This window comes from Achromobacter veterisilvae (genome assembly GCF_037619525.1).
GTDB lineage: Bacteria > Pseudomonadota > Gammaproteobacteria > Burkholderiales > Burkholderiaceae_B > Achromobacter > Achromobacter veterisilvae.
In genome coordinates this window covers 431717-445026 of the sequence record NZ_CP148753.1, presented here as the reverse complement: position 1 = coordinate 445026, position 13310 = coordinate 431717, and the positions used below count along the sequence as shown (strand labels likewise).

Genomic DNA, 13310 nt, shown 5'->3' with positions numbered 1-13310 from the left:
CTTAGTTGGCTTTGAGGTTGGCGTTCTTGACGACCGCGCCCCATTTGTCGATCTCGCTGGCGATCTTCCTGCCGAACGATTCGGGCGAGTTGGGCGGTTGCGGCGCGTAGAAGCCGGCCTGCTTGTACGAGGCCTGCAGGGCGGGATTGGCCAGCGCCTTGTTCATGGCCTGGTTGAGGCGGTCGATGACCGGCTTGGGCGTGCCCGCGGGCGCCACTAGGCCGAACCAGGATTCCACGTCGAAGCCGGGCAGGCCGGATTCCGCCAGGGTGGGCGTGCCTGGGACGGAATCCAGGCGCTGGGGCGAGGTCACGCCGATGGCGCGCAGCTTGTCGGCCTGCACGTGCGGCAGGGACGAGGGCAGGTTGTCGAACATGGAGTCCACCTGGCCGCCCAGCAGGTCGGCCACGGCCGGGCCGCTGCCGCGGTAGGGCACGTGCAGGATGTCCGTGCCGGTCTGCATCTTGAACAGTTCGCACGACAAGTGGATGGAGGAGCCGCTGCCGGACGAGGCGCAGGTCAGCTTGCCGGGATTCTTCTTCGCGTAGGCGATGTATTCCTGCACCGTCTTGACCGGCAGCTTGGGATTGACCACCAGGATGTTCGGAATGGTGGCCAGCAGGCCGACGGGCTCGAACCCCTTCACGAAGTCGTAGTTCAACTGGCTGTAGAGCGTGCGGTTGATCGTGTTGGCGATGGAGCCGACGTACAGCGTGTAGCCGTCCGGCGCCGCGCGCGACACGATTTCCGCGCCGATGTTGCTGTTGGCGCCCGTTTTGTTCTCGACGACGAACGTCTGGCCCAGTTCCTCCGTGAGCGACTTCGCCATCAGGCGCGCGACGATGTCGGTGGCGCCGCCGGCGGCATAGCCGACGACCAGCGTCACGGGACGCTCGGGATAGGGCTTGGCCGCCAGTGCAGGGGCCGTAAGGACCGTGGCCAGGGCCGCCGCCGCGGCCAACCGCTTGCTGAATGTATGCATTGTTGTCTCCGTCCTGTTTTGTCTAATATTTGGACAGCTCTTTGTCTGCCCCGCTTCATATTGGGCTTTGATAGAGCCCTCATCAACGCAACGTGTCCAGAAATTGAACAAGCCAGAATCGGAAGAGGCCGGGCCGCGCGTGTTGCGCCGCGGCTTGCGCGTGCTGGGGGTGCTGCGCCAGGCCGGGGCGGCGGGGATGCACGTCGTCGACATCGCGCGCGCGGCGGGCATGCAGCGTTCCACCGTTTATCGCTATCTGGACGTGCTGGTGCAGGAGGGATATGCGCTGCGCGAATCAGAGGCGCCGCGCTGGCGCGTGGCCGAGCTGGGCGTGATGATGGCCGGCGATCCGCACGCCCAGGCGGTGCGCGGCCTGCGGCCGGTGCTGCGGCAGATCAGCGACGTGAGCGGCGATTCCGCTTTTCTCATCTGCCGGGCGGGCAATGATTCGCTTTGCCTGCACCGGGAGGTGGGGAATTACCCCGTGCAGGTGCTGGCGGTGACGGTAGGGCATCGGCAGCCGCTGGGAGTGGGGGCGGCCGGGCTGGCGCTGCTGGCGGCGCTGCCGCCGGACGAGGCCGAGGAAGTGATGGCGCAGAACGAGCAGGCGCTGCGCGCCTACGGGGGCATGACGGTCGCGCAGATGCGCCGCCTGGTGGAAAACACGCGGGGCCGCGGATGGTCCGTGGTGGGCAACGCCGCGGTGCCGGGCGTGCTGGGCGTGGGGGTGGCGCTGTGCGACGCCAGCGGCTATCCGCGCCTGGCGGTCAGCGTGTCCAGCCTGATCGGCCGCATGCAGGCACCGCGCCAGCGCAGCATCGCCGACCTGATCCGCGCGCAACTGGCGCCCGTTCCCGCCTTCTAGCGGGAGCGGGTTCAGCCGCTAGGCGGCCGCCGCGGGCGCCGGCGCGCGGTAGGTCTTCTGGTAATGCACCGTGAAGGTCTTGAAGGCTTCCAGGGCCTTGTGCGGGTCGTGGCCGGGCTTGACCAGGAAACTGTCGAAGCCGACGCGGGCCTGGTAGTGGATGGTGTCGATCATCACGTCGCCCACCGCGCGCAGTTCGCCCTGCCACTGGTAGCGCGTGCGCAGCAACTGCGCCAGCGAGTACCCGCGGCCGTCGGTATAGACCGGGAAGTCCACGGCGATGAAGGCGATGCCGGCGGGATCCAGCGTGCCGTCGGGCTCGGCCAGGTCGCGCAGGTCGGCGTCGGATTCCAGCAGGATCGCGACCGGGTGGCGGTGGCGGCGCAGGGCGGCGCGCGACGTCTTCCAGATGGACAGCGGCACGATCCAGCCCGGCGCGTCGTCGGGCACCTGGCCTTCGGCGGGCACTTCGGGTTCGGGCGTGAAGAGACGGGACGCGTCGGCTTCCAGCCGGCCCTCGCGGATCAGGTGCGGCCCGGGGGCGTCGTGGGCGTAGATGTCAGGCATGGGCGGGCTCCGCGTTCTGCGTGGGTTTGGCGAAGGCGGGGTCCGAATAGACGTCCTGCTTGAAGGGGTCGATGCCGACGCGGTCCACCACGTCGATGAAGCGTTCTTCCTCGCTGTCGCGCAGGCCCAGGTAGGTGCGGATCAGGCGGTCGACCACGCCGGCGACCTGGTCGCGCGCGAACGAGGGGCCGATGATGCGGCCGATCGCGGCGCCGCCGCCGCGCGTCGATTCGATGTCGGGCAGCGGCTTGGCCGCGCCGTTCTGGCGGCCGCCGATGGTGACCTGGTACCACTCCTCGCCGGCCTTGTCGACGCCCAGGATGCCGATGTGGCCCACGTGGTGATGGCCGCAGGAATTGATGCAGCCGGAAATGTTCAGGTCCAGTTCGCCGATCTCGAACAGGTAGTCGAGGTTGTCGAATTGGCGCTGGATGGCTTCGGCCACGGGGATGGAGACGGCATTGGCCAGCGCGCAGAAGTCCCCGCCCGGACAGGCGATGATGTTGGTCAGCAGTCCGACGTTGGGCGTGGCCAGGTTCAGCGCTTCCAGCGCGGTCCAGAGTTCGTGCAGGCGCGCGCGGCGGACGTCGGCCAGGATCAGGTTCTGTTCGTGCGAGACGCGCAGTTCGCCGAAGCCGTAGTCGTCGGCCAGGTCCGCCACGGCGTCCATCTGGTCGGCGGTGACGTCGCCCGGGGGCACGCCGGTGGCCTTGAGCGACACGGTGACGGCGGCGTAGCCGGGCACCTTGTGCGGATGCACGTTGGTGCGCAGCCAGCGGGCGAAGCGGCGGTCGGCGGCCGCCAGCGCGGCGGTGTTGTCGGCGTCCTGCGCGGCCGCGGCGTCGTACTGCGGCCAGATGAAGCGGGACTTGATGGTGTCGACGAATTCCTGGGTGATGGTGTCGGGGCCGCCCTTGATGAGCTGCCATTGTTCATCGACCTGCTGCGCGTAGACTTCCGGCGTCAGGTCCTTCACCAGGATCTTGATGCGCGCCTTGTACTTGTTGTCGCGGCGGCCGTGCAGGTTGTAGACCCGCAGCGCGGCCTGCAGATAGGTCAGCAGGTCCTGCCATTCGACGAAGGGGTTGATCAGCTTGCCGACGATGGGCGTGCGGCCCAGGCCGCCGCCCACCCAGACGCGGAAGCCCAGCTTGCCGTCGCGCTCGACGGCCTGCAGGCCGATGTCGTGCACGCCGACGGCCGCGCGGTCCTGCACGGCGCCGCTGACGGCGATCTTGAACTTGCGCGGCAGGAAGGCGAATTCGGGATGCAGCGTGGACCACTGGCGGATGATCTCGCACCAGACCAGCGGGTCCACGAGTTCGTCCGGCGCGACGCCGGCGAAGTGGTCGGTGGTGGTGTTGCGGATGCAGTTGCCGCTGGTCTGGATGGCGTGCATCTGCACCGTGGCCAGTTCGGCCAGGATGTCCGGCACGTTTTCGAGCTTGGGCCAGTTGAACTGGATGTTCTGGCGGGTGCTGAAATGCCCGTAGCCGCGGTCCCATTTGCGCGCGATGTGCGCCAGCGTGCGCAACTGGCGCGACGCCAGGATGCCGTACGGGATGGCCACGCGCAGCATGGGCGCGTGGCGCTGGATGTAAAGGCCGTTCTGCAGCCGCAGAACGCGGAATTCGTCTTCGGTGAGCTGGCCGTCGAGGAAGCGGCGGGTCTGGTCGGCGAATTGCGCCACACGCTGCTCGACGAGCTGCTGGTCGACGGGGTCATACACGTACATGTCACTGCCCTTGAAGTCTTCTCGGTCTGAGCCCCTGCGGTCGCTGGGCGCAATGCGCCAGGAAGGGGATTCATAACCGTAACAGGCAGCCGCCGCGACCGTCTAAGTCATTCTGGTAATAAAGTAATTAGGCCCCCACGCTGCGCGCACTTCGTGCGCTTGCTGCCCCCCGAGGGGGCTGGCCCGCCTTGGGGCGGCCCGGCGGCGGGCCGGCCATTTTTGCGGAGGCTGTCGTCCAACGGATAAGCTCCCGCGCGGCGTGCGTTTTGCATGCTTGCTTCAACCACATATCTGCTGCATCGAATCTACAACGCGGCGTTCACCGCCCAGCGGGCGACCAATACCAGGATGACGACCAGGCAAAGCGCCATCAGCAGGCCGGTCAGGATTAGCGGGGCCGGTTTGTTGTTGGCGATGTCCGCATCGTAGCCTTTGCCGCGGCGTACACCGAAGAATCCCCACAGCACGGATTTGACCGTGCGCAAGAAACCGAGCATGTTTTTTCTCCTGGCGTGATGGCGGATGCCGGCACTGTAGGCCGCGGCGGGCCGGGGAAACAGATGCAGATCCGCCTTACTCGACCGTATCAGCGGGCGGCGCGGCGGGGGCGCCGATGCCGCGCACGATATGGTCCAGCAGTTCGCGCGCGGCCGGCGAGATATGGCGGCCGGCGCGGCTCAGCACCTGCAGGCTGCCCTGGTTGAGGATGGGGTTGGCCAGCGGCAGGCTGGCCAGGCGCTGCGCGCGCATGTCGGCCGTGACCGCGATGGGCGGCGTCAGCGCGTAGCCGATGCCCGCGGCGGCGAACTGCCAGAGCGCCTTGAAGGACGAGGTGGTCAGCACGTTGCGCAGCCGCACCTGTTCGCTGATTTCGGCGGCCTGGATATGCTGGCGCACGCCGAACCCTTCCTGCATCGAGGCGCCGGGATAGTCGGCCAGGTCGGTCAGCAGCAGGGGGCGGCGCAGGCGGGTCAGGGGGTGGTCCTGGCGGACGATGGCCCGGATGGGCTCGGGCCGCGCGTAGTGGGTGCGCAGGCGGGCGTCGTTGGGCGGCTGGAACACCAATCCTATATAGGCGCGGTCGTCGACGATGCGCTGCACGATCTCGGAGGTGCGGGCGACGTCGATGTCCAGCGTGACCTCGGGGTGGCTGCGCCAGTAGCCGGGCAGCACCAGGTCGAACATCATCTCGACGAAACCTTCGCCCAGCACCAGGTCGATGTGGCCGCGCTCGGCCTTGCGCAGGCTGTCGATCTCCGAAAAAAAGCTCTCCTGGATGTTCTGCTGGCGCTTGACGTAGCGGGCCAGGATGTGGCCCGCGTCGGTGGGGACCACGCCGCGTCCCCGCCGTTCGAAGAGGGCCATGCCGCAATCGCGCTCCAGGGCGGCGATGGCCCGGCTGACCGCCGAGGGATCCATGTCTAGCGCTTCGGCGGCGCCGCGCACGGAGCCGCGGCTCATGACCTGCATGAAGTAATGGGTGCGTCGGGCGTCCAGTTTTTCGTCCATGGCGGGGGCTCCGTGACGGGAGTGCGGCGGGAGATCCACAGATCGAACCTAGGGTTTACCCTTGATTCAAGTAAGATCGTGCAAAATTTTCCCAGGAAAAGCTTATGCGTTGCATTTTACGCAACGCTAATGCCCCCGCGTTGTCATGGTTGCCCGCCGGCCCCCCGGCGAAAATCGGCCCTGCCGCGCGCCGCCGGTCCTCGGGTCCGCGGCAAGCCGCCACAACGACTATTCACGTTCATCAGGGGAATCCGATGTCTCACGCCAGCGCCAGCCTGGCCGCGCCCTCCATGCCGCTCTCGGGCCGCATCCGCATGCTCGCCGCCATCTTGCTGGTGGTGATCGTTTCCGAAGCGATCGGCAGCGTCGCCTTCACGGTGGGCCCGGGCAAGATCATTCTGCAGCCGATGCTGTGGGCCATCTTCATCGGCGCGGTCGTGGCGGCCTTCGGCCAGCGCCTGCCCGCCGGCGCCGGCATCGACACCGCCATGCAGACCCGCATCAGCGGCTACCTGCAATACGCGCTGCTGCCATTCCTGGCCAAGCTGGGCCTGATGGTGGGCGGCGCCCTGCCGCAAGTGCGCGAAGCCGGCTGGGCCCTGGTGTTCCAGGAGTTCGGGCATTTCTTCGGCACCATGGCCATCGGCCTGCCGCTGGCGCTGCTGCTGGGCATCAAGCGCGAAGCCATCGGCGCCACCTTCTCGGTGGGCCGCGAGCCCAGCCTGGCCATCATCGGCGAGCGCTACGGCATGAATTCGCCGGAAGGCCGCGGCGTGATGGCCGAGTACATCACCGGCACCGTGATCGGCGCGCTGTTCGTCGCGTTGATGGCCGGCTTCATCACCAGCCTGAACATTTTCGATCCGCGTTCGCTCGCCATGGGCGCCGGCGTGGGCTCGGGCAGCATGATGGCCGCGGGCGTGGGCGCGATCGCGTCGCAGCAGACGCCCGAGGTCGCGCACCAGGTGGCCGCGCTGGCCGCCGCCGCCAACCTGCTGACCACGGTGGTGGGCGTGTATTTCACCCTGTTCATCTCGCTGCCGACCACCATCTTCCTGTACGGCAAGCTGGAACCTGTGCTGGGCCGCTTTTCGCGCGGCAAGGCGCAGGCGGCGGCCGAGGAGAGCGTGTCCGGGGACGTGCCGGCCCACGGCGCCAAGATGGGCTTCGGCGACCGCCTGACCGCCTATGCCGTGTGCGGCCTGTTCGCGCTGGTGGGCAACCGCCTGGGCTATGGTGTGCCGTTCGCGGACGCCTTGCCGGGCATGGCCATCATCGTCCTGCTGGTCGTCATCACCGACCTGGTGCTGCGCGTGGTGCCCAAGCTGCCGGCCGTGTTCGTGCTGTCGCTGATCGCCATGACGGCCGGCTGCCCCGGCGTGCTGCCGTATTCGGACCAGATCATCGCGATGGTGGGCAAGGTCAATTTCCTGCCTTTCACGACCGTGATCCTGGCCATGGCGGGCCTGTCGATCCTGAAGGACCTGCCCGCCTTCCGCAAGCTGGGCTGGAAGATCGTGGTGGTGTCCCTGGCCGCCAACGCGGGCACGTTCCTGGGCGCGACGATGATTGCCGAATTCTTCCACTGAGCATCGGCAGGCATGATGCAAAAAGCCCCTTCCTGAACTGACCCCCGAAAGTTGGACTAAATCCGACCTTCGGGGGTTTTTGCATGGCGAAGTACGAGGAGAGCTTCAAGCTCAAGGTAGTCAGGCAGTATCTGTCTGGTTCAGGGGGCAGCAAGTCGATTGCTGCCCGTCATGGACTTGATTACGCAACGGTCAGGCGGTGGGTGAACGGTTACCGAGCCCACGGCATTGCAGCGCTGCGCGGCAAGGGTACAAGCTATGACGCGGCGTTCAAACTGAAGGTGCTCAAGCGGATGTGGCGCGAGCACTGGTCCCAGGCCCAGACGGCGACAGCATTCGACATTCGCTGCGCAGCTCACATTGGTAAATGGGCGCGCCAGTATCATGCTGGAGGTATCGACGCACTGCGGCCCCTTCGCAAGGGTCGTCCCAAGACCATGAGCACCAAGCCCACCAAGCCCGACGTACCCCTCACCGATCTGGACGACAAGCAGATCATTGCCCGGCAGAACCAGGAGTTGATCGAGTTGCGCGCCGAGGTCGCGTACTTAAAAAAACTCGATGCCTTGATCCAGGAAAAGAAGCGTGCGGCTGCGCAGAAAAAGCGCAAGTCGTGACTGGGTTGAGGCAGCAACATCCGTTGGCAGCCTTACTCAAGGCGGCCAGCCTGGCGCGCAGCACGTATTACTACCAGGTCAAGGTGGCTGAAGCTGCCGACAAGCATGCCGAGATCAAAGACAGGATCCGTGCTGTCTACGTACGCCACAAGGGTCGCTACGGCTACCGGCGCATCACAGCCGTGTTGCGCCAGACGGGGCAGTGTGTGAACCACAAGACGGTGCAAAAACTGATGCAGACGCTCGGGCTGAGGTCCTTGGTGCGCCCGAAGAAATATCGTTCGTACCGAGGCGAGGTAGGCCGCGTGGTGCCGAACCTGTTGGCACGCCAGTTCGAGGCCAACAGGCCCAACCAGAAGTGGGTCACCGACGTGACCGAGTTCAATGTACACGGTGAGAAGCTGTACCTGTCGCCGGTCATGGACCTGTACAACGGCGAGATCGTGGCCTACGAGACCAGCCGCCGGCCGCTGTTCCAGCTTGTGGGCAACATGCTGAAGAAAGCGTTGGCTCGACTCAGGCCAGGGGACCGTCCTGTTGTGCACTCCGACCAGGGTTGGCAATACCAGCAACCCCATTACCGGCGGATGCTGCAAGTACGTTCGATTACGCAGAGCATGTCACGCAAGGGCAACTGCCTGGACAATGCCGCCATGGAAAGCTTCTTCGGCACGCTCAAGGCTGAGTTCTTCCACCTGAACCGCTTCGAGAGCGTCGAGCAGTTGCAGGCCGACATCCGGCGGTACATCCATTACTACAATCACGACCGCATCAAGCTCAAGCTAAAAGGCCTGAGCCCGGTGCAATACCGAGCTCAGGCCTTCGGGCTTTAGCTGACCGTCCAACTTCTGGGGGTCAGTTCATCCAGGGGCTTTTTTCGTTTTGGCAGCGGACCGGGTCAGGGCGCGAAGCCCGGCCGGTAGCGCGCGTTGTCGGTAGTGTTTTCCGTGGCGCCGATGTTGGCGACCTTGGGAATGCCGAGGCCCGCCGCCTTGATGGCCGCGGCCTGCCATTCCTGCACTTGCGGATTGCCCATGGCGACGCGATAGGGCTGCAGCGGCGCCAGTCCTTCTATCGTGCCCCAGTCGTTCGCGCTGTGCGTCGCTTGCGCCGGCGCGTCCGGCCGCGCCGCGTAGTCGGCGACGGCCCGGCGCATGCGCGTGTCGGCGTATTGGTCGCGCAGCGCGTCCAGGTCCGGCCGCGGCGCGGCGATGCGCGCGGCTTCGTCGCGGTCGCGCGCGGCGGGGGCGGCGACCCCGGCGGACGGCGCCGGCGGGACATGGCCGGCGCGGGCCAGGCGCTGGGCTTCCCAGGCGGCGGGCACGCCGCGCCCGGCGGCGCTTTTCGCGGCTTGTTCGGTGGTCCAGGCGGGGCGGGTTTCGTCCAGCATCGGGATGCGCGCCGGGTAGGGCGCGGCGACGCGGGGGATGGCGGAGATCGCGGCGACGTTCATGCGGGGCTCCCTGTCGTGGTTGGCCTGCGGGCAGGCCGGTCCAGCGGGGTGACGACTTCAATGTAACAGGAATACCCCGTCAGGAAAAAGGGGCGGCACCTGTTACCGATGTCCTCGCACACGTGTTACCCATGTCCCCGCGCGCCGGCCGGCTCGCTCAGGGCTTGGTGGCCTGCATGGAGGGCCGCTGGCTGAAGGTCTCGTACCAGGCGGCCGTGGCCGGGTGCGCCGCGCGCCAGTCCAGGTCCGGGAAGCGGAAATCCAGGTAGCCCAGGGCGCAGCCGATGGTGATGGTGCCGATGTCCAGGCGGCCGGCCAGCGCAGCCGCGTTCTTCTCGATCAGGGCCAGGCCGTCGCGGACCTTGCCCAACTGGCCCTGGACCCAGTCGTTCCAGCGCAATTCCTCGGGACGCAGCGCGGTTTCGTAGCGGGCCAGCAGCGCCGCGTCCAGCATGCCGTCGGCCATGGCCTGTTCGGTCAGGACCGGCCAGCGCGCCTTGCCGGCGGGGAACAGCGCGCCGCCGCCCAGCTCGTTCAGGTATTCGCACACCACCCGGCTGTCGAACAGGACCTGTCCGTCGTCGGTGATGAAGGTGGGCACCTGGCCCAGCGGGTTGCTGGGGATGATGGTCTGGTCGCGGGCGACCGGGCCGGCGGCGCTGGGCAGTTTTTCGATGCGGTCGGCCAGGTCCAGTTCGTGCGCGATGACCATGCACTTGCGGACGAACGGCGAAGCGGGCGAGAAGAAGATTTTCATGGGGATCCTTATCGGTGGAAAGCCTCAGTGTTGGGCATTGGCCAGGTGTTGTCCAGCGACCCAGCCGAAAGTCAGGGCAGGGCCCAGCGTGATGCCAGGGGCGGGATAGGCGCCGCCCATGACGGACTGCATGTCGTTGCCGGCCACGTACAGGCCGGGGATGGGGGCGCCGTCCGCGTCCACGGCCTGGGCGTTCGCGTTGGCGGAGACGCCGCAGGCGGTGCCGATGTCGCCCGCATACACCTTGACGGCGTAGCAGGGGCCATCGTCCGCGATCGGCGCCAGGCAGGGATTGGGCTGGTGGTCCGGATCGCCCAGATAGCGGTTGTAGGCGGTGCCGCCCTTGCCGAAATCGGGGTCTTCGCCCCGCGCCGCGTGCGCGTTGTAGCGGCGCGCCGTGGCCACTAGCGCGTCGGCCGGCACGCCGAGCCTGCCGGCCAGCGCCGCCAGCGTGGGCGCCTGGATCAGGTAGCCCTGGTCGATCAGGTGCTGGCGCGGCCGGCCGCCGGGCAGCGCGAGGCCCAGGCCCCAGGTGTCGATGAAGCGCTGGTCGCAGATGAGGAACGCCGGGATGCTGGGCGCCGTTTCGTGGCTGCGGTACATGGCCTGCACGAACTCATGGTAGGACGTCGATTCGTTGACGAAGCGCTCGCCGGCGCCGTTTACGGCGATGAGGCCGGGCTTGGCGCGGTCCCACACCAGGTGCGGGTAGCGCAGGGGCTGGCCGTCCCCGGATTCCAGGATGGAAACGGGCGCCCAGAACGCCGGGCTGGCGTAGCCCGCGCCCAGGGCGGCGCCCGCCTGCTCCGACAGCCGGATACCGTCGCCCGTGTTGTCCCGGGGCGACATGGACCAGTCGCCGGTGGGCTGCGGATAGGCGGCGGCGCGGCGCTCCGGATCCCATGGAAAGCCGCCCGTGGCCACCACCACGCCGCGGCGGGCGCGGACGTTCAGCGTCTTGCCGCCCTGCGACACCGCCGCGCCCAGGACGCGGCCGGAGGCGTCGCGGATCAGGGCCCGCACGGGCGTGTCGAGCCAGTACTCGACGCCGCGCGCCAGCAGGCCATGGAAGAGCTGGGCGGCCAGGGCGTTGCCCAGCAGCAGCCGGGTGCCGCGGTGATAGCCGCGCGCGCGGTCGGCCGCGTAGCGCAGCACCAGCTTCATGCTGTGGCGCCAGGCCGCGAAAGAGCGGGTGGCGCGCAGCAGGTGGCGCACGTCGGTGATGTTGACCATCATGCCGCCCAGCACGGTGAATTCCTTCAAGGGGTCGCGCAGTTCGCGGAAACGGCGGCCCAGCTTGCGACCGTCGAATTCCACCGGGTCCAGCGAGCGGCCGCCCATCGCGGCGCCGGGGCGGTCGGGGTAGTAGTCGGGCGACGCGGTGCGCGCGGCCACTTGCAGCAGGCCGCGCGAGCCCAGGTAGTCCAGCATGCGCGGGCCGGCATCCAGGTAGGCGCGCTTCATGTCGTCGGACGCCGCCGCGCCCACGGTCTGTTCGAGGTAGGTCCAGACCTTGTCGAAGCTGTCGGGATGGCCAGCCGCCTCCGTCTGCGCGTTCAGCGGGATCCACAGCGCCCCGCCCGAGATGGCGGTCGATCCGCCGATGCGGCCGGTCTTCTCGACCAGCAGGACGTCCAGCCCTTCCTCATGCGCGGTCAGCGCCGCGGCCATGCCCCCCGCGCCCGCGCCGACGACCAGCGCGTCCACTTCCCTGTCCCATTCGATGCTGCTGTCCATGCGGCTTACGCTCCCGATCCGCCCAGCGATTTGCCGCCGTCCACGAAGATGACCTGGCCGGTGATGAAGTCCATGTGCGGCGCGGCCAGGAAGGACACGGCATTGGCGACGTCTTGCGGCTGGCCCGCGCGGCCGGTGGGCTGCAGGGCCAGTTGCGCGGCCAGGCGGTCGGGCGACAGGTTGCGCAGGAGCGGCGTGTCGATGAGCCCGGGGGCGATGGCGTTGACCAGGATGCCGCGCGGGGCCAGTTCCATGGCCGACGCGCGGGTATAGCCCACCAGCGCCGCCTTCGAGGCCACGTAGTGCGGATGGTTCCTCGCGCCCAGATAGGCGCGCGACGCGATGTTGACGATCTTGGCGCCCGGGGCCATGCCGAGCGCGGCTTCCTGCGTCAGCGTCGCCACGGCCAGCAGGTTGACCTCGAAGGCGCGGCGGTAGTCGTCGCTGGCCACGTCGAAGAATTTGCGCTCGTCGAAGACGCCAGCGTTGTTGATCAGCGCGCTCAGCGGGGCGCATTCGCGGGCCAGCGCGCGCGTGGCGGCCTCGTCCGTCAGGTCGACCACGCGGTGCTCGACCGCCAGCCCCTGCTCCCGGAGCTTGCGGGATTCCCGCTCCGCCAGTTCCGCGTTGCGGTCCGCCATCACGATGCGAAAGCCGTCGCGCGCCAGGCGCTCGACGATGGCCAGGCCCATGCCGCTCGCGCCGCCGGTGACCAGTGCCGTACCCAGATTCATGGTCTCTCCTTATACGGCCAGGTAGCCGCCGTCCACCGGCAGCACCGCGCCATTCACGTAGCTGGCCATGTCCGAGGCCAGGAAAAGCACGGGGCCGACGATCTCGTCGGCCCGGCCCGCGCGCGCCATGGGCGCGCGCTGCATGTACCAGTCGGTGCCGTGGGCCTGCGCGCGCTGGCCGGCCGTCATCTCGGTTTCCATCAGGCCCGGCGCCACGGCGTTCACGCGCACGCCGTGCGGCGCCAGGTCGCGCGCCAGCACTTCCGTGAACGAGCGCACGCCGCCCTTGGACACTACGTAGCCCGCGGTGGAGATGCCGCATCCATAGGCCACGATGGAACACAGGTTGACGATGGCGCCGCGCGTCGCCTTTAGCTGTTCGACAAAGGCGTGGGTGACGTTGAAGGTGCCCTGCAGGTTCACTTGCATGACGCGGTCCCAGATCTCGGGCGTGCGCGGATCGTCGAACGGCGCGCGCGCCGAGATGCCGGCGTTGTTGACCAGGACGTCCAGGTTGCCGTGGCGCGCCGCGCATTGCGCGGCAAAGGCGCGGACGGCGTCCGCGTCGGTCACGTCCAGCACGGCGTCGCTGGCCTGGCCGCCTTCGGCGCGGATGGCCTGGGCGGAGCCGGCGGCCAGGCCGGCGTCCACGTCGGCGACGATGACCAGGGCGCCCTGCCGGGCAAAGCCCTGCGCGATGGTGGCGCCCAGGCCGCGTCCGGCGCCCGTGACGAGGACCCGCTTGTCTTGCATCTGGATCATGGG

The 13310-nt window shown here is 68.0% G+C and carries 13 protein-coding genes; 3 read left to right on the top strand and 10 right to left on the bottom strand.

The window, feature by feature from the left end:
• Position 1: 1 nt before the first annotated feature.
• Positions 2-982 carry a Bug family tripartite tricarboxylate transporter substrate binding protein gene (locus WHX56_RS02010; RefSeq protein WP_129245875.1) on the bottom strand — a complete coding sequence of 327 codons (981 nt, stop codon included), beginning with the start codon at positions 980-982 and terminating at the stop codon, positions 2-4.
• 103 nt (positions 983-1085) lie between these two features.
• Here WHX56_RS02010 and WHX56_RS02005 point away from each other — a divergent pair, with 103 nt between their 5' ends.
• Positions 1086-1847, top strand: a complete 762-nt coding sequence (locus WHX56_RS02005) for an IclR family transcriptional regulator (RefSeq protein WP_338880161.1) — start codon at positions 1086-1088, stop codon at positions 1845-1847.
• Positions 1848-1865: 18 nt separating this feature from the next.
• Here the strand turns inward: WHX56_RS02005 and WHX56_RS02000 are convergent, their stop codons facing one another.
• The 4 genes from WHX56_RS02000 to WHX56_RS01985 all read right to left on the bottom strand — a co-directional run bounded on the left by WHX56_RS02000 (position 1866) and on the right by WHX56_RS01985 (position 5658).
• Positions 1866-2414: a DUF934 domain-containing protein gene (locus WHX56_RS02000; RefSeq protein WP_338880160.1), complete on the bottom strand. Its 549-nt coding sequence runs from the start codon at positions 2412-2414 to the stop codon at positions 1866-1868.
• A complete protein-coding gene (locus tag WHX56_RS01995) occupies positions 2407-4149 on the bottom strand; it encodes a nitrite/sulfite reductase (protein ID WP_338880159.1) in 1743 nt (580 codons plus the stop codon). The genes WHX56_RS02000 and WHX56_RS01995 overlap by 8 nt, the downstream gene beginning before the upstream one ends.
• 305 nt (positions 4150-4454) lie before the next feature.
• Positions 4455-4646 (bottom strand): DUF2970 domain-containing protein, encoded by a 192-nt coding sequence (locus tag WHX56_RS01990; protein WP_062683649.1) that lies wholly within the window; start codon positions 4644-4646, stop codon positions 4455-4457.
• Positions 4647-4722: 76 nt separating this feature from the next.
• On the bottom strand, positions 4723-5658 hold the full coding sequence (locus WHX56_RS01985; RefSeq protein ID WP_129245866.1) for a LysR family transcriptional regulator: 936 nt from the start codon (positions 5656-5658) through the stop codon (positions 4723-4725).
• A gap of 254 nt (positions 5659-5912) precedes the next feature.
• Between WHX56_RS01985 and WHX56_RS01980 the strand changes: the two genes are divergently transcribed.
• Positions 5913-7247 carry a DUF3100 domain-containing protein gene (locus WHX56_RS01980; protein ID WP_338880158.1) on the top strand — a complete coding sequence of 445 codons (1335 nt, stop codon included), beginning with the start codon at positions 5913-5915 and terminating at the stop codon, positions 7245-7247.
• An 83-nt stretch (positions 7248-7330) separates the two neighbouring features.
• Positions 7331-8697, top strand: a protein-coding gene (locus WHX56_RS01975) for an IS3 family transposase (RefSeq protein WP_338880157.1) whose coding sequence is annotated in 2 segments (ribosomal slippage) — positions 7331-7805 and positions 7805-8697 — 1368 coding nt in all. Because the reading frame shifts where the segments join, the coding sequence is not laid out codon by codon here.
• 65 nt (positions 8698-8762) lie between these two features.
• On the opposite strand, the gene WHX56_RS01970 is transcribed toward WHX56_RS01975, so the two are convergent.
• From WHX56_RS01970 to WHX56_RS01950, 5 genes are all read right to left on the bottom strand, one after another.
• Complete coding sequence (locus WHX56_RS01970) at positions 8763-9317, bottom strand: hypothetical protein (RefSeq protein ID WP_338880156.1); 555 nt, start codon at positions 9315-9317, stop codon at positions 8763-8765.
• 157 nt (positions 9318-9474) lie between these two features.
• Positions 9475-10074 (bottom strand): glutathione S-transferase, encoded by a 600-nt coding sequence (locus tag WHX56_RS01965; RefSeq protein ID WP_338880155.1) that lies wholly within the window; start codon positions 10072-10074, stop codon positions 9475-9477.
• Positions 10075-10098: 24 nt separating this feature from the next.
• Positions 10099-11811, bottom strand: coding sequence for an FAD-dependent oxidoreductase (locus WHX56_RS01960; protein WP_338880154.1), 1713 nt, complete (start codon positions 11809-11811; stop codon positions 10099-10101).
• A 5-nt stretch (positions 11812-11816) separates the two neighbouring features.
• Positions 11817-12545: an SDR family NAD(P)-dependent oxidoreductase gene (locus WHX56_RS01955; RefSeq protein WP_338880153.1), complete on the bottom strand. Its 729-nt coding sequence runs from the start codon at positions 12543-12545 to the stop codon at positions 11817-11819.
• A gap of 9 nt (positions 12546-12554) precedes the next feature.
• Positions 12555-13307: an SDR family NAD(P)-dependent oxidoreductase gene (locus tag WHX56_RS01950; RefSeq protein ID WP_338880152.1), complete on the bottom strand. Its 753-nt coding sequence runs from the start codon at positions 13305-13307 to the stop codon at positions 12555-12557.
• Positions 13308-13310: the final 3 nt, after the last annotated feature.

What these genes read in the sequence shown, in the direction of transcription:
- WHX56_RS01955 (WP_338880153.1), bottom strand. Translation starts at nt 12,545, where the DNA reads ATGAATCTGGGTACGGCACTGGTCACCGGCGGCGCGAGCGGCATGGGC.
- WHX56_RS01970 (WP_338880156.1), bottom strand. Translation starts at nt 9,317, where the DNA reads ATGAACGTCGCCGCGATCTCCGCCATCCCCCGCGTCGCCGCGCCCTAC.
- WHX56_RS01995 (WP_338880159.1), bottom strand. Translation starts at nt 4,149, where the DNA reads ATGTACGTGTATGACCCCGTCGACCAGCAGCTCGTCGAGCAGCGTGTG.
- WHX56_RS01965 (WP_338880155.1), bottom strand. Translation starts at nt 10,074, where the DNA reads ATGAAAATCTTCTTCTCGCCCGCTTCGCCGTTCGTCCGCAAGTGCATG.
- WHX56_RS02010 (WP_129245875.1), bottom strand. Translation starts at nt 982, where the DNA reads ATGCATACATTCAGCAAGCGGTTGGCCGCGGCGGCGGCCCTGGCCACG.
- WHX56_RS02000 (WP_338880160.1), bottom strand. Translation starts at nt 2,414, where the DNA reads ATGCCTGACATCTACGCCCACGACGCCCCCGGGCCGCACCTGATCCGC.
- WHX56_RS01950 (WP_338880152.1), bottom strand. Translation starts at nt 13,307, where the DNA reads ATGATCCAGATGCAAGACAAGCGGGTCCTCGTCACGGGCGCCGGACGC.
- WHX56_RS01985 (WP_129245866.1), bottom strand. Translation starts at nt 5,658, where the DNA reads ATGGACGAAAAACTGGACGCCCGACGCACCCATTACTTCATGCAGGTC.
- WHX56_RS01980 (WP_338880158.1), top strand. Translation starts at nt 5,913, where the DNA reads ATGTCTCACGCCAGCGCCAGCCTGGCCGCGCCCTCCATGCCGCTCTCG.
- WHX56_RS01990 (WP_062683649.1), bottom strand. Translation starts at nt 4,646, where the DNA reads ATGCTCGGTTTCTTGCGCACGGTCAAATCCGTGCTGTGGGGATTCTTC.
- WHX56_RS01960 (WP_338880154.1), bottom strand. Translation starts at nt 11,811, where the DNA reads ATGGACAGCAGCATCGAATGGGACAGGGAAGTGGACGCGCTGGTCGTC.